Annotated in this window: 21 protein-coding genes; 18 read left to right on the forward strand and 3 right to left on the reverse strand. The window is 36.9% G+C overall.

Annotated elements, in window-relative coordinates; translation table 11 throughout:
- Positions 1 to 91: 91 nt before the first annotated feature.
- The 13 genes from I5J82_RS01885 (at position 92) to I5J82_RS01945 (ending at position 9,402) form a co-directional block, all read left to right on the forward strand.
- Positions 92 to 1,030: a VanW family protein gene (locus I5J82_RS01885; protein ID WP_198766418.1), complete on the forward strand. Its 939-nt coding sequence runs from the start codon at positions 92 to 94 to the stop codon at positions 1,028 to 1,030.
- Between the two features lie 56 nt (positions 1,031 to 1,086).
- Positions 1,087 to 1,950 (forward strand): MBL fold metallo-hydrolase, encoded by an 864-nt coding sequence (locus I5J82_RS01890; RefSeq protein WP_198766419.1) that lies wholly within the window; start codon positions 1,087 to 1,089, stop codon positions 1,948 to 1,950.
- Between the two features lie 14 nt (positions 1,951 to 1,964).
- On the forward strand, positions 1,965 to 2,735 hold the full coding sequence (locus I5J82_RS01895) for an alpha/beta hydrolase (RefSeq protein ID WP_198766420.1): 771 nt from the start codon (positions 1,965 to 1,967) through the stop codon (positions 2,733 to 2,735).
- A 14-nt stretch (positions 2,736 to 2,749) separates the two neighbouring features.
- On the forward strand, positions 2,750 to 3,208 hold the full coding sequence (locus I5J82_RS01900) for a GNAT family N-acetyltransferase (protein WP_198766421.1): 459 nt from the start codon (positions 2,750 to 2,752) through the stop codon (positions 3,206 to 3,208).
- Between the two features lie 28 nt (positions 3,209 to 3,236).
- Positions 3,237 to 3,989 carry a sugar phosphate isomerase/epimerase family protein gene (locus tag I5J82_RS01905; protein WP_198766422.1) on the forward strand — a complete coding sequence of 251 codons (753 nt, stop codon included), beginning with the start codon at positions 3,237 to 3,239 and terminating at the stop codon, positions 3,987 to 3,989.
- 14 nt (positions 3,990 to 4,003) lie between these two features.
- Positions 4,004 to 4,411 (forward strand): GNAT family N-acetyltransferase, encoded by a 408-nt coding sequence (locus I5J82_RS01910; RefSeq protein WP_198766423.1) that lies wholly within the window; start codon positions 4,004 to 4,006, stop codon positions 4,409 to 4,411.
- A 12-nt stretch (positions 4,412 to 4,423) separates the two neighbouring features.
- The gene (locus I5J82_RS01915) at positions 4,424 to 4,816 is read left to right on the forward strand and encodes a VOC family protein (RefSeq protein ID WP_144702288.1); all 393 of its coding nucleotides are present in this window, start codon (positions 4,424 to 4,426) and stop codon (positions 4,814 to 4,816) included.
- A 158-nt stretch (positions 4,817 to 4,974) separates the two neighbouring features.
- Positions 4,975 to 6,651: a M3 family oligoendopeptidase gene (locus I5J82_RS01920; protein ID WP_198766424.1), complete on the forward strand. Its 1,677-nt coding sequence runs from the start codon at positions 4,975 to 4,977 to the stop codon at positions 6,649 to 6,651.
- 370 nt (positions 6,652 to 7,021) lie between these two features.
- Positions 7,022 to 7,207: a hypothetical protein gene (locus I5J82_RS01925; RefSeq protein WP_144702283.1), complete on the forward strand. Its 186-nt coding sequence runs from the start codon at positions 7,022 to 7,024 to the stop codon at positions 7,205 to 7,207.
- A gap of 188 nt (positions 7,208 to 7,395) precedes the next feature.
- Positions 7,396 to 8,148 carry a gamma-glutamyl-gamma-aminobutyrate hydrolase family protein gene (locus I5J82_RS01930; protein WP_144702280.1) on the forward strand — a complete coding sequence of 251 codons (753 nt, stop codon included), beginning with the start codon at positions 7,396 to 7,398 and terminating at the stop codon, positions 8,146 to 8,148.
- A gap of 121 nt (positions 8,149 to 8,269) precedes the next feature.
- Complete coding sequence (locus I5J82_RS01935) at positions 8,270 to 8,602, forward strand: hypothetical protein (RefSeq protein ID WP_144702277.1); 333 nt, start codon at positions 8,270 to 8,272, stop codon at positions 8,600 to 8,602.
- A gap of 126 nt (positions 8,603 to 8,728) precedes the next feature.
- The gene (locus tag I5J82_RS01940; RefSeq protein ID WP_144702274.1) at positions 8,729 to 8,989 is read left to right on the forward strand and encodes a hypothetical protein; all 261 of its coding nucleotides are present in this window, start codon (positions 8,729 to 8,731) and stop codon (positions 8,987 to 8,989) included.
- 26 nt (positions 8,990 to 9,015) lie between these two features.
- A complete protein-coding gene (locus I5J82_RS01945) occupies positions 9,016 to 9,402 on the forward strand; it encodes a gamma-glutamylcyclotransferase family protein (RefSeq protein WP_198766425.1) in 387 nt (128 codons plus the stop codon).
- A gap of 65 nt (positions 9,403 to 9,467) precedes the next feature.
- On the opposite strand, the gene I5J82_RS01950 is transcribed toward I5J82_RS01945, so the two are convergent.
- Positions 9,468 to 9,695 carry a DUF1797 family protein gene (locus I5J82_RS01950; protein ID WP_144702269.1) on the reverse strand — a complete coding sequence of 76 codons (228 nt, stop codon included), beginning with the start codon at positions 9,693 to 9,695 and terminating at the stop codon, positions 9,468 to 9,470.
- Between the two features lie 134 nt (positions 9,696 to 9,829).
- The gene (locus tag I5J82_RS01955) at positions 9,830 to 10,276 is read right to left on the reverse strand and encodes an OsmC family protein (RefSeq protein ID WP_198766426.1); all 447 of its coding nucleotides are present in this window, start codon (positions 10,274 to 10,276) and stop codon (positions 9,830 to 9,832) included.
- 168 nt (positions 10,277 to 10,444) lie between these two features.
- On the opposite strand from I5J82_RS01955, the gene I5J82_RS01960 reads away from it, so the two are divergent.
- The 3 genes from I5J82_RS01960 to I5J82_RS01970 all read left to right on the forward strand — a co-directional run bounded on the left by I5J82_RS01960 (position 10,445) and on the right by I5J82_RS01970 (position 14,677).
- Positions 10,445 to 11,482 (forward strand): hypothetical protein, encoded by a 1,038-nt coding sequence (locus tag I5J82_RS01960; protein WP_198766427.1) that lies wholly within the window; start codon positions 10,445 to 10,447, stop codon positions 11,480 to 11,482.
- Positions 11,483 to 11,533: 51 nt separating this feature from the next.
- Positions 11,534 to 12,925: a hypothetical protein gene (locus I5J82_RS01965; RefSeq protein ID WP_198766428.1), complete on the forward strand. Its 1,392-nt coding sequence runs from the start codon at positions 11,534 to 11,536 to the stop codon at positions 12,923 to 12,925.
- A gap of 231 nt (positions 12,926 to 13,156) precedes the next feature.
- Positions 13,157 to 14,677: an MDR family MFS transporter gene (locus tag I5J82_RS01970; protein ID WP_198766429.1), complete on the forward strand. Its 1,521-nt coding sequence runs from the start codon at positions 13,157 to 13,159 to the stop codon at positions 14,675 to 14,677.
- A gap of 36 nt (positions 14,678 to 14,713) precedes the next feature.
- Here the strand turns inward: I5J82_RS01970 and I5J82_RS01975 are convergent, their stop codons facing one another.
- Positions 14,714 to 15,364, reverse strand: coding sequence for a hypothetical protein (locus I5J82_RS01975; protein WP_198766430.1), 651 nt, complete (start codon positions 15,362 to 15,364; stop codon positions 14,714 to 14,716).
- A 157-nt stretch (positions 15,365 to 15,521) separates the two neighbouring features.
- Here I5J82_RS01975 and I5J82_RS01980 point away from each other — a divergent pair, with 157 nt between their 5' ends.
- A complete protein-coding gene (locus I5J82_RS01980) occupies positions 15,522 to 15,839 on the forward strand; it encodes a hypothetical protein (protein ID WP_198766431.1) in 318 nt (105 codons plus the stop codon).
- Between the two features lie 152 nt (positions 15,840 to 15,991).
- The gene (locus I5J82_RS01985; protein WP_198768878.1) at positions 15,992 to 17,344 is read left to right on the forward strand and encodes a hemolysin family protein; all 1,353 of its coding nucleotides are present in this window, start codon (positions 15,992 to 15,994) and stop codon (positions 17,342 to 17,344) included.
- The last annotated feature ends 35 nt before the right edge of the window (positions 17,345 to 17,379 follow it).

Consider the following 17,379-nt stretch of genomic DNA (forward strand, 5'->3'; position numbering starts at 1 on the left):
AAAGATTTTAAATGAAAATAACAAAGAGGTCATATTCGTGATCTCTTTGTTTTTATGAATAAGAGAAATAATTAATCGGAGTGATCGATCGATGTTGCAAGTATGGTTAGCTGGACTTCTTCTATTATCAACAACTGTTGAACAAAACGCTGAAAAGTTAATCGTGAATCAGGAAGGGCAAAAGCTTGCAGAAGTAAGCCGGAAACAGTTCGAAGGTTCAATTCCTGGATTTCCAATGATCGATGACACAAAATATAATCAGTTCGTTGATTTGCTCGAAAAAAGATCATATAAAGCACCTGTTAACGCTAAATTAAATGATTATGGAGGTATTATACCCGGACAAGTTGGTTATAAATTAAATCGAAAAATATTTAAAGAAAAGTTTTACACGTATTTTTTTGAAAATGGATCTCAAAAAATAGATGTGCCTGAAATGAATATCTACCCAAAAGTAGATACAGAAGTATTAGCTCATATTAAGAACCAGCAAATTGGGCAATATGTTACATACTTTAATTCAAATAATAAGAGTCGAACAACAAATATTGAACTTGCCGCAAAAGCTCTTGATAGTCATGTTGTTTTTCCTAATGAGACATTTTCATTCAACCAAGTCGTAGGCAGAAGAACGACCGCAAAAGGTTACATGCGTGCACCGATCATCGTGAGAGGTGAATTGTCTGAAGGAATTGGTGGAGGAATATGCCAAGTATCCTCAACGTTGTTTAATGCTGTAGATCGGGCAGGACTAAAAATCGTTCAACGCTATTCGCACAGCAAACGTGTACCTTACGTACCATCAGGCAGAGATGCTACCGTCAGTTGGTATGGACCAGATTTTCAATTTCAAAACAAATACAATCAGCCTATACTAATTCGTGCAAAACGTTATGGAGGGAGTTTAGTCATCAAACTTTATTCCTCTGAAATACTTGATCAAAGAACTCGAAAAGTACCGAACGCACCAACTCATATACCTGAAGAAATACAAACGGAACAGAATGTGCATCTTTCTAACCCTAACTAATTATTTAAAGTACAATAATGTTGTAATCTATGTTTTTGAATGGGGGCTTGGATTGTTTGCAGACATTAGAAAAACTAACAGAGCGTTTTTGGTATCAAACACCTGTTTCAGAGACAGATCGTCCTATTTTAGGAGCTGTTGTAGGAAACGAAATGACTTTGATGATTGATGGAGGCAACTCAGAGAATCACGCAGCGTATTTTTTAGATGAGTTAAGTAAAAAGGGTATTCGAGAACCAGATCTAGTGGTTATCACACACTGGCATTGGGATCATATTTTTGGATTGCCAGCATTAAACATTCCTTCAATTTCTTCAGCAGAAACAAAAATAAAAATGCAGGAACTCCTTCCTTTCTCTTGGAGTGATGAAGCTCTAGATGAGAGAGTCAAACAAGGTATTGAAATCGAATTTTGTGCAGAAGCGATAAAAAAAGAATTTCCAGATCACCGCAACATTAACATAAAGCTACCAACGATTACGTTTCATGAAAAGTTGGAGATCGATCTAGGTGGAGTAACGTGTATTCTTGAACATGTTGGAGGAGACCATACAACAGATTCGATCATTGTTTACATAAAGGAAGAAAAGGTTTTATTTTTATCGGATTGTCTCTACGCAAATATGTACGCACCTAAAAATAACTATACGGTGGATCGATCCCTGAATCTGTTAGATCAACTTCAATCCTTTGACGCAGATTTTTATATTTTTTCTCATTGGAAGGCTGCGACAAAACAAGAGTTTCAAACTGAAACATCCATGTTAAGAAGATTCGCGAACCTTACAAAAGAATTTGAAGGTAATCAACAAGCTATTGAAGAAGAATATAAAGTCCAAGTCAAACGGGAGCTAACTGAGGATGAACGTGAGACCTTACAGTTTTTTGTTAACGGTTTCAGCCTCAACATACATAAATAGAATGGGAGAATATGATGTTACAAGAATTTAAAGTAGCTATTAAACAATTGGGGGGAATAGAAAGGCAGATTCGAGTGTGTTTGCCTTTTGATTATAAGGACAGCCATGAGCATTACCCTGTACTGTATATGCATGATGGTCAAAATCTGTTTAATGATGAAGACGCTAGCTACGGTGTTTCATGGGGATTAGGTGATTATCTAAAGACGAGTAAAACGCCTCTTATTATTGTAGGTATTGACTGTAATCATGAAGGCTTCGAGCGTTTTAATGAATACGCACCTTGGGAAAATCCGACAGTGGGACCTGACCTTCTGAAATTTGAAGGGGTTTATGGAGGAAAAGGAGCAGCATACATTGAGTTCATTCTACACACGTTAAAGCCGTTGATTGATGAAACATACAGAACGAAGCCTGATGAAACTTTAATGGCAGGCAGCTCGATGGGTGGTCTGATCTCCACGTATGCAGCTTGTCGCTACCCTCATATATTCAGCAGAGTAGCAAGTCTATCTTCAGCTTTTTGGTTCAATCAAACAGAGATTGAGAGTTTGATTAAAGAAAGTGATCTGAGCGGACTTAAAAGATTTTATATGGATATCGGTACTGATGAGGACACATCAAAAGTGGATGCTGCTCATTACATCCGTTCCTCTGAAGAGGTTTATGAAGTCTTTAAGAGTAAGAGCCTCGACGTTAAATTTGAAATAATCAAAGGCGGAAAACATCATGAGACAGCTTGGCGTGAAAGGATGCCTGAAATCATTGATTATCTGATGAAGTAAAGGGGAGATAAAGATTGATTACATTTGAAAGAATGGACAACAAGCAGTATAAAGATTATTTAAAGTTTATGTTGCCTGATTATATTTGTGATACAGCTGAACATTATAACCTAGATACTGAGCTTGCTACTGAAAAAGCAGAGAAACAAATGGAACAACTGCTCCCAGATGAGGAAAAAACAGAAGGACAGCATTTGTTTCAAATTAAAAGCGAAAATGAACTAGCAGGTTACCTTTGGTTTCATGTTTCAAAAGAAGAGAAGAAAGCTTTTCTTTATCATATTTACGTGCTGGATGCATTCCGTAAGCGAGGGATTGCTCAAGCCGCTCTTCGCTTTTTTGAGAATGAATCAAAAGATGAAGGAGCTGACTATGTTGGTCTTCATGTATTTGGTTCGAACGAAAACGCAATTGCTCTATATACAAAGCTAGGCTATAAACAAGCATCCATATCGATGAACAAAGTTTTGTAAACGTTTAAAACAAGGGAGAGAGATAAACATGAGAAAAATTGGATTGCAACTATACTCCATACAAAAAGAGGCTGAAAAGAATTTACTAGGTACATTGGAAAAAGTAAAAAGCATTGGATATGACAGTGTACAATTTGCTGGATTGTTTGGAATATCTGCTAAAGAAGTAAAAAAGGTATTGAATGAAAATGCTTTAACGGTTGCTGGAGCTCATATTCCACTTCAGCAATTTTCTGGAGATGCATTTAAAAAGCAAATGGAAGATCAACTTATCTTAGAGAATGATTTAATGATCATGCCATACTTAACGGAACATGAAAGAAGATCGATCGACGATTACAAGCGTGTAGCAGACGTGTTGAACGAAGCCGGATTAAGAAGCAAAGAGTATGGAATCCGCGTTGCTTATCATAATCATGATTTCGAATTTTACGAGCTTGATGGTAAGATGCCGTTCGATTTGCTCTTTCAAGAAACAGACGCTGATCTAGTGAAGATGGAACTCGATACGTATTGGGCAAAATATGCTGGGTTTGAGCCTGAAGAGCTTCTTAATAAGTATCGCTTCCGTTGTGTATCCCTTCACCTCAAAGATATGGTAGAGAAAAATGGTCAAAAACAGAGTACGATCGCTGGAACGGGAATTCTTGATATCGGTAGTTTCTTAAAATTAGCAGATGAACAGAAAGTAGATTATTGCGTGGTCGAGCAAGAACATTTTGAAGGAGATCTTCTTGCAGAAGTAGAAAAAGGTGTGCAGAACGTTAAAGCACTTTTATAGAGGAGAAAACAGCTGTGGAGGATGTAGCATTTGCTTCTTATATAGAAAAGAAGCATTTTGAGCCGATTCAAGAACTAAACAAACAAGAAGGTTGGACACAATTAGTTGAAAGGTACAAAGAAACAAAACAAGCATGGAGTAGATCTACTATAGCCTATGTCATGTTAAAGAACGAAGAGGTAATAGGTTATGTACGAGGGCTAACAGATGAACACGTAACGCTCTATATATGCGAGATGCTGATCTCAAAGCCTTATCGAGGACTAGGATTAGGTGGAAAGCTGTTGAACATCATTCAAGCGAAGTATCCAACAGCACGTATGGAGATGGTTGCATCACGTATATCGCACACTTTTTATGAAGGGCAAAATTTTAGACCTTTTTACGGATATCGAAGAACGTATGAAGAATGTAAATCTTAGGAGGCGTCTTAAATGAGTGAGAAAGTAACGAGTATCTCTGCTGTTCAAAGCCACATCAACAATGTATTCGTGCATGTAACTGATCTAAAAAAATCTGTAGAATGGTATGGTGATCTATTGGGGATAACGATAGATTTAAGTGAAGTGCAATCACCTGTACATAACATTCCAGTAACAGGACAAACAGGATTATCACTAGATGATCATACGTTTGACCCTTCTTTCCACCGATCACCTGGTTCTGGTCCTATGTTTAATCTATTTGCACCAGATATTGATGCAGCTTACAAAGAGCTACAAGGAAAAAACATGAAAGTCATTCGAGAGATTGAGTGGCACGGTGAAGTAGCTTGGTTTAACGTGGAAGATCCAGATGGAAACGTGATAATGATTTGTAATTGCTAGCAACGAGATTTAAAACAAGCTGACCCATACTCGTACTTCATATGTACGAGTATGGGTCAGTTTTTTTGTGCAAAAACGAATAGCAGAATATTCTATCTATCAAGTATTTTCCTATTTGTGGTAAAGTGGATAATAGAACGTTTTCGGGAGGAATCGAAATGAGCGAGCAGAAAATAAATGAACTAAAAGAAGAGTTTGAGAATCTTGTAAGCGTAACCATAACTTCCATAGATGATCTCATGAATTTTTTAAATCAGCAAAAAAGTGTTTACGAAAAAGTAGAAGAAGAGATGCTTAGACATTATATTGCATTCCAATGCCAAAGTAATAACGACGAAATTAAGCAACAGTTTGAATTTAATCAGCAGCACATAAAGCCGATGTTGAAAAAGTACCAATCGATACTGGATGAGAAAGTACTAGAATCACCTTATATGGCAGAACTGCAAGACGATGTTTTTGGAGAATATAAAAAGAAGCTGAGAACGCAATTTGCTCTTTTTCAAGAAGCCAACTTAGAAATAGAAAAACAAGAAGATGCTCTCACGAATCAATACTTTGAGGTCACTGGCAGTCTCTCTTCAAATTGGGAGGGAAAAGAAGTAACGATTAGTGAACTTTTTGTTCATATCAGAGATTCTAAGCGTGACATAAGAGAAAAAGCGATGAAAGCATTGTACGAGCCCATCTTGAAAGAAGAAGAGAAACTACAAAGTATTCTTGACGAGTTGATTCAATTACGAGTGAAAAAAGCAGCGAACGCGGGTTTAGATGGTTTTAACGATTATATGTTCAAAAAATATTATAGATTTGACTATACGCCAGAGGATTGTAAGGAACTCGCTGAATCCATAAGAGAACATGTTCTTCCGATCACCATACAACTTCAAAAAGAGCATAAAGCTGAAATCGGAGTTGATGTTTATAAGCCATGGGATGTTCAAGCGGAAGCAATCGGTCGAAAACCTTTACGACCGGTAAGTTCTGATGTGGAGCTGATCAATAAATCAGCGAAAGTTTTAAGCGAACTGGATGTTACATTTGGTTCACTTGTCCATGAAATGAATGAGAAGAAACTTTTTGATTTAACGAGCAGAAAAGGAAAAGCACAGGGGGGATTCTGTGAATCACTACCTGAAACTGGGCTTCCGTTTATCTTTATGAATATGTCTAACACGGATAGTGACCTAGTTGTTTTTATGCATGAGATGGGGCATGCGATTCACGATTTATTGAAGAGTGATCAAGAATTATATGCTTATAAACAAATTCCAATGGAGTCCGCCGAGCTAGCTAGTATGAGTATGGAGCTTTTCACGATGGACCGTTGGAATGAGTTCTACAAGACAGAAGAAGAACTAAATCGAGCGAAGAAAGATCAGCTAAAAGGGGCTTTGATGAGTCTTCCATATATTATGGTCATTGATCAATTTCAGCACTGGTTGTACCAACATCCTAATCATACGTGGGAAGAACGGACGAAGAAGTTTGGAGAATTGAAAGATCGCTATGATGCTTCAATCGTAGATTGGAAAGGGTATGAAGAATGGAAAGTAAAAGGGTGGTTCTATACCCTTCATATATATGAAGTTCCTTTTTATTTTGTTGAGTATGCGATTTCGCAACTTGGTGCTATTCAATTGTACAAAAATTATAAAGAAGATCCAGAGGGAACAATCAACAAATATAAAGAAGCACTGAAACTTGGAAGCTCTAAGTCACTTCCAGAAGTTTATAAAACAGCAGGTATCGAATTGGATTTTTCATCTAATAAAATTGCTGAACTTATGGAGTTTGTTGCAAAAGAATTAGATCTACTATCCGTCAGTAAATAATAAAACAAATAATTAAAGAATTTAAATAATTTAAAGGGATTAAGCTCTATTAGTAGAAATATTAGGATAAGGCGCACTTTATATAAATATTGTGGATTATAAAATTAACCAATAAAGAGGTGTCCATAAATTCTTGTCATAACCGGTTGGTGAGAGAGTAGCTAATTGAACTGCTGACATACCAATTCCGATATTGAGCCGGACTCTATTCCCAGTGAACAAAGGAGATTGTATGCTGGATTCTCAATAACGAGAGTAAAATATGCATGTTTTAACATACGATTTAGGATTCATTTTCCTAAGTAGGGGAAAATAAAGTTAAATGGCATATTGTTAATGGCAATTAATCGGAATACGAGGGGTGAGAGGTATGAGAAAACCCGATGACGAGAAATTATGGGACACAGGCACATCAGATTTCGAAGAAGGAGATAGAATCACCTTTCACAATACCGAGCAAGGTGTTGAGAAAACTTACACTGTGAAACGTGTAAAAGAGAATGGTGATATTGAACTTGTTTATTCTGTAAGAAAGCCGAGACCACCGATACAATAGCATGCGATATAAATAGTAGGAACAGCTCACATGTTTAGTGAGCTGTTTTTCGTTTCTATTTTTGAATGAAAAATGTAATAGGTATGAATAAATGGTTAATAGTAATAGGAATGATAAATTATGGGTGTTTATGAATAGGTTATTAAGGTAAAAGATGAGTGAACAGCATATTGGAGAGGAAGTTATATATGACTCAAAAGCCATTAATTGGATTAACAAGTACGATCATGTCAATCAATACGATTGAAACTCATAATGAAAACGTTGATACGATCGTTGTTTATAATAAATTTGCAGAAACCGTTAGAGATGCAGGAGGAATACCTATTGTCATTCCAATGGGTAAGCCTGAAGAAGCTGAATATTATGCAGAATTGTGTGATGGATTAATCTTTACAGGTGGAGAAGACATTAGCTCCATCACTTATAATGAAGAACCTCACCCAAAGGTGAAAAAGGTGAACAAACACCGTGATGACTTTGAGATTGAATTAGTGAAAAAAGCACGTGAGAACGAAAAAGCCATTCTAGCTATGTGTCGAGGCTATCATTTATTAAATGTTAGTTATGGAGGTACAATCATACAGGATGTGGAGAGTGAGTTTTCAGATAGTATTAATCACTTCCAATCTTCTGCAACACGAACAGAACCTTCTCACACCGTTCGCATTGAAGAAGATAGTAAACTTTATAAGATTGTTGGGGAAAAGGAAGTTGCCGTAAACAGCTTTCATCACCAAGCAATAGGAAAAGTAGGTAAAGGACTCCGAGTAGCAGCACGAGCATCTGACGGTGTAATCGAGGCATTAGAATTAGAAGATCAGAATAAAACATTCTTGCTTGGAACACAGTGGCATCCAGAAGAATTGAGACATGAAAATGAGAATATGATGGCGATTATTACAACATTTATTAAAGAAGCGAAGAAAAATAAGGAATAGAGATTGAAACCTCCACAACAGGAGGTTTCTTTGTTTGTTTGGAGAGGGAATGTTTAGAAAAGGAAACTTTTTTTAAGGTAACCCCGTAGTATATAATAGAAATTATTGAGGAGGCTGTCTCATGAATTTATCGAGACTTTTAAAAATAATAACAGGCGGTATTGAGGCTTTCCTTGGCATTCCTTTTTTAGGAGGAGCCATCATTCTTGCTTCAGCTTGGGGACCACTTCAATTCATGTTTGTTTTTCATTTAATCACACTCATTATTTGTATCGTTCAAAAAGAAAGATTTACAGGAAGTGTATTAGGTCTGATTACTTCTATAGTCGGCTATTTGCCTGTTATTGGAATGATCATGCATATCGTGACAGCACTAGTATTATTCTTTGATGCTGCAAGAGGGAGCAAAAAAAGGAAGAACGAGCATGTTATCGATGTAAGAAAAGGTTATTAATAAGCTTTAATGTCGTACTGAAAAGCTTTCAGCCAAAACAGTGGTTGAAAGCTTTTTGTAAGAGAAAACGGGTTACGTTTGATGGAAGAATGTAATTTTTAGACAATATTATGAGGGGATGAAAGATTGGAAATTATACTCTTTCCGATAACACAGATTGCTATCGCTTATTATTTGTATGTTCAAGCTCCGCTATATAATAAAGATCGGTGGCTCTGGTCCATACTAGGCTTTGTTTTTGGTCTCTTCACGTTAAGTATTTTTCTTATTTCAACAAAACGAAAAGCATTAGGTTGGACGATATTAATAGCAATGATTCTTTCTTTTATAGCGGGAATTCTATTTTTAAGTTTATTAGTATGGGCTGTCTTTTTCTCAAAAGGATAACACTGTATGTCGAAGAAGGTGAGTTTATGAAAAAACATCTTGTGTTTGTTTATGGCACGCTTCGAAAAGGTGGAAGTAATGCTCATTTTTTGCAGAATGCAAAATGCATAGAACATGGATGTTACACAGAGGGACAGCTGTATGATACAGGTTTAGGTTACCCAGCATTAGTTCCAGAGAAAGATAAATGGGTAACAGGTGAGTTATATGAAGTATCAACATGCGAACTTGAACAATTAGACGAACTTGAAGATTTTGTGGAAAACAGAGCAGATAATTTATATGATCGTGTCCGTATTAAGGTTAACACTACAAATGTTATAGAAGAAGCTTTCGTGTATGTGATGAGAATCAAAAAAAGTCACTACGTATCGATCGTTGAGAATGATTGGCTGAAATATCTCAATAAATAATTAAACAAAAAAGAGGTCACCATCAACTGGTAGACCTCTTTCATTATAGTAAGGAAATATCTTCTCTATTTAGCGATTAAGTTGTTAATACAATGAACAGCTGAGTCGACGTTATCAAACCGTTGAAGGGAGTTTGTTTCAATCTGGATCACTTCGAACGATTGATCGTTCTTTAAATACTTAACAGAAAAAACAGCCGAGTTGTTCTCACTAAAGGTGTGTGTAATATCTGATTCGATATACTGTTTGTTCTGCAAATTCAAGAGTATGTTTTTCACTTCTTGTTGGTTCATGATACATCGTCCCCTTTCTATTATGGGGGAACTTGTTAGGAACCCAAATAATAAAATTATTTTCCTTCCTTAACATTTATGCTAACATAAGTAATTTTTTAAGTACAGATAACGAAAGACCTGTTCGTATAATTTTATCCTTTTTTTATCGTCAAAATCGCATCTATTTCGACATTACCTTTCAATGCTCGTGAAATCATACACGAATGCTCAGCTTTAATGGCGAGTTTTTGAAGCAGTGTCGAAATATCTTTTGACGGGTCATGTTTGATCGTGACGACCGGTCGATGAATGATTTTCTGATATGTAATCACTCCATTTGTAACATCAACATATCCTTCAGATTCCATCGTTAAATCTATCTTCTCTATCTTACTTCGTTCCATCATGGCAGCGAGTGTGATGATATAACAAGTTGCTGCTGCTCCTAACAACATCTCATCGGGATTCGTACCAATTCCAGGTCCATCCATCTCAGGGGGAATGGATACCTGTGTTTTTAAATTCTGTGTTTCTATCGTTCCAGTAGCATTTCTTCCACCTGGCCAATGGGCATTTAGATGAAAAACATGTTGTGCCATTTTAAATCACCTCAACTTCTTACTCCTTTAAGTGTAAAGCAAGTGAGCCTTTACGTCACATATCCTGTTTAAAGTGTACAAAATGTTTTTTTGTTTTTTTTAGTGATCCAAATCAAATTTGTTTTCGTTAGCTATTTGAAAACACTTACAGAAGGAGGTGATAACCAGGTGAAACGATTTGTACAATTGGTTGTATTCGCAGCCGGCATGAGTATTCCCGCGATCGTATCGGCTGATAGCGGAGGGATTCTTTCTCCAGTAACAGACCTAACAAAGGAAACAACTGAGATTGTTGAAAGTGTTCCAGACAAAGTGAACATTTCTGCGAAAGATCATTCAGTTTCCGATGAGGTTGTGAGACCTACTCTTAACACAGTTACAAATATTGTTAAAGACACAACTCGTGCTGTCGACAGGGTGGATCAAACGGTTAACAAAGTTACGGAGACCGTAAAGCCAGTAGATGAAGCGATCAAAATGGTAACGAATACAGTCGATACGGTAAAAGAAACAGTACCGACAGAAAAGCTAAAAAGTTCTAAACCTATCGTGGATGTTAACCTTTCTGAAAAACCATCGATAAAAGTCGATGTGTTAGATCAGGAGGTGAACGTTACGGTCCCTGTTACACCGGAAAAACCTCAAGTAGAGGTGAAGCTTCCAGTCGTTTCAGAGATTGTTACTACTAAGCCGGAAGTTGAGGAAGTGGTCAAAGCAAAACCAGAACCAGTTCCTAGCTCAACACCAGTCACTGAACCTGTTGTGGAGAACAAACCGGTTATTGGTGAAAAAATTAATGAAACAAAGGATGCAAGAATTCAAAAACCAGAAGTTGTTATGAAAAAAGAAATTCTTGAAAAAGAAACAGAGAATCCCGTTAGTACGGGTACGAGTGGAGAGGTACTTAAAAAGAGAAGAGATCTCAAAGAATCTGAGAAGCCTATCAGGAAAAAAATGAGTTCGGATTATCCGGTAACTCAAATGCTAACACCATCATCTCAAGGTGGACAAACTCCTTCAAGTGCTAACAATGGACCGATGACCTCTTCAAGTTCAAGCACAATGACTTTCTTGGCTATTTTAGATGGAGGGCAAAATAATACTCAGCTTGAAACAGGAATTCGACTTGATGGAGGAGTTCGTCACTATTATGATCAATGGCTAAATGCTCCACCTGGGCAACCACCTCAATCTTTCTTCTTCTAATTCATTTTTGGTAAAACAAAAAAATTAAGAAGAAGAAGGAGAGAAAATAAAATGAAAAAATCAAACTTTATTAGAACATTTGCGATTACTGGTGCTGCTGCGGCAGGTTTATTCTTTGGAGGAAGTGAAACATTTGCAGATGAAGGTTCATCAAGTCTTAAAATTGGAACAGGATTGATTAGCAATATTCAGCTTTCAGATAAAGATGAAGAGTCTAATCTAAACCTTGATCTAGGTACTGTAACAGGTATCGAACTAGAGAATTCAGATGATGAGTCTAACCACAATAGCGTAAAAACAAACGTTGGTGCAAATGTAAATGCAGAAACTTCCAGTGATGAAGATGAAAAATCTCAAGGGGGTACGGCTGTAAATGCAGGAGTTGAAGCGGAATCGAAAACTGAAGATCAAAGCGACGATTCAAAAGCAAATGTGGCTGTCGGAACGGATGCTACAGTTAAGAGTTCTTCTTCTGATGATGAAGGCAAAGCGTCTGTAAACGCAGATACAAAGGTTGGAGCTGAAGTTCGTTCTAATGAAGAAGACAACAAAGATTCTAGTTCTCTAAATGCTGGAGCAGATGTTCAAGCAGCTGTTGAAGCACAAGATGAAAAAGAATCAAATACAGAGGTTGCTACGAATGCAGGTTTAGCTGCAGGGGTAGAAGCTACTGATGAAGATGAAAAGTCAAGTGCGAAAGTAGATCTAGGCACAGATGTGAAGGCGAACGTAACTTCTGAAGATGAAGAAGATAACTCTTCTTTGATGGCTGATGCTGGTCTATGGGCAGGAGTAGAAGCAACTGAGGAAGACGAGAGGTCAAGTGCGAAAGTAGATCTAGGCACAGATGTGAAAGCGAACGTAACTTCCGAAGATGAAGAAGATAACTCTTCTTTGATGGCTGATGCTGGTCTATGGGCAGGAGTAGAAGCAACTGAAGAAGACGAAGAGTCAAGTGCGAAAGTAGATCTAGGCACAGATGTAGTGGCGAACGTAACTTCTGAAGACGAAGAAGATAATTCTTCTTTAATGGCTGATGCAGGTCTATGGGCAGGAGTAGAAGCAACTCAAGAAGACGAGAAATCAAGTGCGAATGTAAATCTAGGAACAGACGTGATGGCGAACGTTATGTCTGAAGACGAAGAAGATCGTTCTTCTTTAAGCACAATGCTTAACACGGATGCAGCACTTTCTCTACATTCTGAAGATGAGCTTGAAAATACTTCTCTTAAGTTAAATACTTCTATCATGGCTGATCTAATGAGCTCATTTGATGAAAATCAAGATCGCTCTTTACTACATTCATCATTAGATACTGGTCTTGAACTAGATCTTGAAGGCGATGATGAAGATCGTGGGTTTAATTTAAATCTTTGGACGGGCTTAATGCTTGGTGCAATGTATGAAGGACAAGATAGTGAAGATTCTATCATAGAGCTTTAATAGAAAAGATAAAAAGAGATGGCAGACGTGCTGTCTCTTTTTCTATTGAATGAAAAAATGTGGATAACTTTTTTAAAATGTAAATGAACTATTTTTATAGGTTAATATGTAGAAAACACCCTAAGTAAATGGAGAGAATTAGCGAAGGAAATAAATTGTTGGGGGACAGTCCCTCATGTATACTTAAGTTTATTAAGTATACATGAGGGTGTTAGGTTAGGAGATGGCGCTATGGTGCATAAAGAAACAAATTTAAAGTTAGTAGTGGCTGGATTATTGCTGGGTATTCTAATGGCCGCGATGGACAATACCATTGTTGCTACGGCGATGGGGACAATTGTAGCGGACCTTGGTGGTTTTGATAAATTCGTTTGGGTTACGGGTTCTTATATGGTCGCAGTAATGGCAGGGATGCCTATTTACGGTAAGCTGTCTGACATGTATGGTAGAAAACGATTCTTCATTTTTGGCCTTATCGTTTTCCTTATCGGCTCTGCTCTTTGCGGTCTTGCTCAAAATATGGAACAGCTGATAGCGTTTAGAGCGCTTCAAGGTATAGGCGGTGGAGCATTGATGCCTATTGCCTTTACGATTGTTTTTGATATTTTCCCTCCAGAAAAGAGAGGGAAGATGACAGGGTTGCTCGGAGCTGTATTCGGTACTTCAAGTGTTCTCGGACCTTTACTTGGAGCATTCATTACAGATGCGATCAGCTGGCATTGGGTGTTTTATATTAACGTCCCAATTGGTGCAGCTTCCTTCTACTTGATCTTCCGTTATTATAAAGAAACACTCGAACACCGTGAACAAAAGATTGACTGGTGGGGTGCCATCACACTTGTGATCGCCGTAGTTAGTTTGATGTTTGCCCTTGAACTTGGTGGAAAGACATATGCGTGGGATTCAACTCAAATCGTAGCTTTGTTTACAATATTCACCGTCTTTTTCATTGTGTTCTTTGCAGTCGAACAAAAAGCATCTGAACCGATTATTTCATTTTGGATGTTTAAGAAGAGGCTTTTTGCTACTTCTCAAATTCTAGGTTTTCTCTACGGCGGAACATTCATTATTTTAGCCGTATTTATTCCCATCTTCGTTCAAGCGGTTTATGGAGGCTCTGCAACTAGTGCAGGATTAATTCTTACACCCATGATGTTAGGATCTGTTGCTGGAAGTATGATTGGTGGTATCTTTCAAACCAAAACAAGCTTCCGTAATCTCATGATTGTATCCGTGATTTCTTATTTCACAGGCATGTATATGTTAAGTGGTATGACACCAGATACTTCTAGAATGATGCTTACAATTTTTATGGTGACTGTGGGATTTGGTATGGGCTTCTCGTTCTCCTTATTACCTGCAGCGACTATCAACAAGATGGAGTTTCGTTATAGAGGTTCAGCCAACTCTACGAATGCCTTTTTACGATCATTAGGTATGACTCTAGGTGTAACCATTTTTGGAGCACTTCAAAATCGAATTTTTTATGAGAAAGTAAGTGAGAATTTAAAAGGCTTTGCAGGTCAAGGTGCTGGAGCATTTAAAGATATTGATCCACAAAAAGTATTTCAGGCAGGGGAGCGATCTAAAATACCTCCTGAAGTTTTAGATGGAATAACAGCCTCTATGTCTGCCTCGATTACGACCGTTTTCACATATGCTTTGATTCCAATCGCGATTTCAGCTGTTGTTATATTGTTTATGGGTAATGAACGGGTAGAGACCTCAAAACAAAATATAAAATCAAAATAAAAAAGAGTTTGGGAAGTGATTATCCCAAACTCTTTTTTACGCTGCACGAGTTACTTTCTTTTCTTTTTTCGGAGCAACGGTATATGACAAAGATACGACTATATCAATGGCAAGTATGAGGGCCCAAATACGTGTGACATTATTAGCCACATCGTTTTTGTAGAACAAATCTGTTTTTGTTGTGTCATACCAATCTTTGAAAAGAGAGTCAATTTGTATAGTTGATACGGCATCTGAAAGGCCAAATAATAGCCAAAAAACACCTTGGGCTGTGATGAATAAAAAAATGTGCTTATACAGATTTTGTCTTTCTTGCTTCGCGTGTTGCATCCCATACAGTGGTTTTGAATTAGGCAGATTAGGTTCAGGCAATCCACGCCATTTTGCAACCTTTCGCTGAATATAACGATCCAACTTCTGAAAATCGCTTTTTCCATACAAAAAAGCATAAGCAATGACAACCAGAATTATAATCTGATAGGCAGAGAATTTTCCTGTTCTTAAATAATCAAAATATCCCATCGCAGCAATCCAAAGGTCATTTAAGAGAAAAAGGATGAAGAATGCAATGCTTAATTTCTTTAGATTGAACCAATATCGTACCACTAAAAAAGATAAGGTAGAAACCCAAAAAACGGTCTCAGCTAGTATGAGAAATACCCATTTATGATTCAGTACAAAATCCATTTGATGTTCATCCTTTCTTTGTTGCATTTTTAAGCCAGTGTTTTTCCATATTTAGAATACCACTTAAAAATGGGTAAGTCTCCCATATTTAGTATCATTTTTCTTAAGTATTATGTGATAATTAACAAGAAGAGATTATGAAAAACGGAGTGATATTATGTATTCAGATACAGCTTCTGAATTGCGCAGCATTCGTAGGACATTAATTGTTTTAGGAATTTTGTTATTGTTTGTAATCGGATCAATAAATAAAGGTGGGAGCGAAGATAGCGAAGAGAATGAAGACTATTCTACTATCACAACTAACTTAGAAAATAATTTAGTTCCGTTAGGTAACGGGTATTTTGGGCTATATTCCGACTTTGAAGAGACTGATTCGGAGCATGGAATGAGGATTTATTATTATGATGAAAAAGAGAACAAACTTGTATTGAAAAAAGAGGAAGACTTAGATACTGTTGAAATTTCAGAATAGAAAACTAAATGTAAAATACAAGTAAGTTGTTTTATTAAGTAAGTTCTTCGATTATATGATATACTTTTTCTTAATTATAAAAATTTATAACACTTAGGAGGTGACAACTTATATTCCAGTAACTTGGGGTATAAGGAGTCTTTTTGGACAGTTTGACCTTATTGAAATTACTTGCAGTAGCCGTACTTATTCTACTAACCGCTTTTTTCGTAGCAGCAGAATTTGCGATTGTTAAGATTCGTAAATCAAGAATTGACCAATTAGCTGAAGAAGGTAACAAACGAGCGATTGCAGCACAAAAGGTTATTTCTAACCTTGATGGATCACTCTCAGCCTGTCAGTTAGGTATTACTATCACTGCTTTAGGATTAGGTTGGTTAGGTGAGCCTACGGTAGAAGCAATTCTCGGTCCAGTATTTGAAAAAATGGATTTAAGCCCGGCGATTGTTCATACATTATCATTTGCAATTGCATTTGCATCCATTACTTTTTTACACGTTGTTCTTGGTGAGCTTGCACCAAAAACAGTAGCTATTCAAAAGGCTGAAACAATCAGCTTATTGTTATCACCTGCGTTGATTGGATTCTACAGAGTCATGTATCCATTCATTTGGTTCTTGAACGGAAGTGCGCAGCTATTAGTAAGAATGTTTGGTTTGAAACCAGCTTCAGAACATGATATGGCACATACTGAAGAAGAACTTCGCTTGATCCTAAGTGAGAGCTATAAAAGTGGTGAAATCAACAAATCTGAGTTCAGTTATGTAGAAAAGGTATTCGAATTTGACGACAGAACTGCAAAAGAGATCATGGTCCCTCGTACTGAAATGGTATGTCTTTATGAAGACAATACTGTTGCAGAAAATATTAATATAATTGCAGAAGAAAAATATACACGTTACCCTGTTGTAGGGGAAGATAAAGATAATGTTCTCGGTATGGTGAATGCGAAAGAAGTATTTTTTGATTTAATCAAAGGAAAAGAATATCCTCTTGAACATTACATTAGACCAACATTGAGCGTATTTGAAAATACACCGATCAAAGAAACACTATTAAAGCTTCAGAAAAAAGGCTTTCATATGGCAGTTTTAGTTGATGAGTATGGTGGAACAGCTGGTATTGTAACCATTGAAGATATTTTAGAAGAGCTTGTTGGTGAAATACGTGATGAATTTGATGAAGATGAATCACCAATGATTCATGCAGTAAGTCCAAATGTTAAGCACTTTGACGGTAAAGTATTGATCGCAGAAGTAAACGACATTTATGGACTTGAAATTGATGATAGTGAACTTGATACTATTGGAGGCTGGGTACTTTCACAGAACTCAGAAATACAAGAAAATCAGGTCATATCGTATGATGAATATGATTTCAAGGTGATCGAAATTGATGGTCATCAAGTTAAAAAAATCGAAATTACTAAAAGGCTCAATCAGGATGAAGTAAACACTTCTTCCTCTCAAGAATTAGAACACAACTTAGTTGAAAAAGAAGCTTAAGTTTCAAGAGACCATCCCTAAAAAGATGGTCTCTT

This window comes from Fictibacillus halophilus, assembly GCF_016401385.1.
In the GTDB taxonomy this organism is placed as follows: domain Bacteria; phylum Bacillota; class Bacilli; order Bacillales; family Fictibacillaceae; genus Fictibacillus; species Fictibacillus halophilus.

Bases quoted from the DNA above. Each gene is read 5' to 3' on its own strand.
- I5J82_RS01920 (WP_198766424.1), top strand. From the start codon at position 4,975: ATGAGCGAGCAGAAAATAAATGAACTAAAAGAAGAGTTTGAGAATCTT.
- I5J82_RS01895 (WP_198766420.1), top strand. From the start codon at position 1,965: ATGTTACAAGAATTTAAAGTAGCTATTAAACAATTGGGGGGAATAGAA.
- I5J82_RS01925 (WP_144702283.1), top strand. From the start codon at position 7,022: ATGAGAAAACCCGATGACGAGAAATTATGGGACACAGGCACATCAGAT.
- I5J82_RS01980 (WP_198766431.1), top strand. From the start codon at position 15,522: ATGTATTCAGATACAGCTTCTGAATTGCGCAGCATTCGTAGGACATTA.
- I5J82_RS01915 (WP_144702288.1), top strand. From the start codon at position 4,424: ATGAGTGAGAAAGTAACGAGTATCTCTGCTGTTCAAAGCCACATCAAC.
- I5J82_RS01955 (WP_198766426.1), bottom strand. From the start codon at position 10,276: ATGGCACAACATGTTTTTCATCTAAATGCCCATTGGCCAGGTGGAAGA.
- I5J82_RS01975 (WP_198766430.1), bottom strand. From the start codon at position 15,364: ATGGATTTTGTACTGAATCATAAATGGGTATTTCTCATACTAGCTGAG.
- I5J82_RS01885 (WP_198766418.1), top strand. From the start codon at position 92: ATGTTGCAAGTATGGTTAGCTGGACTTCTTCTATTATCAACAACTGTT.
- I5J82_RS01965 (WP_198766428.1), top strand. From the start codon at position 11,534: ATGAAAAAATCAAACTTTATTAGAACATTTGCGATTACTGGTGCTGCT.
- I5J82_RS01945 (WP_198766425.1), top strand. From the start codon at position 9,016: ATGAAAAAACATCTTGTGTTTGTTTATGGCACGCTTCGAAAAGGTGGA.
- I5J82_RS01950 (WP_144702269.1), bottom strand. From the start codon at position 9,695: ATGAACCAACAAGAAGTGAAAAACATACTCTTGAATTTGCAGAACAAA.
- I5J82_RS01935 (WP_144702277.1), top strand. From the start codon at position 8,270: ATGAATTTATCGAGACTTTTAAAAATAATAACAGGCGGTATTGAGGCT.
- I5J82_RS01905 (WP_198766422.1), top strand. From the start codon at position 3,237: ATGAGAAAAATTGGATTGCAACTATACTCCATACAAAAAGAGGCTGAA.
- I5J82_RS01930 (WP_144702280.1), top strand. From the start codon at position 7,396: ATGACTCAAAAGCCATTAATTGGATTAACAAGTACGATCATGTCAATC.
- I5J82_RS01970 (WP_198766429.1), top strand. From the start codon at position 13,157: ATGGTGCATAAAGAAACAAATTTAAAGTTAGTAGTGGCTGGATTATTG.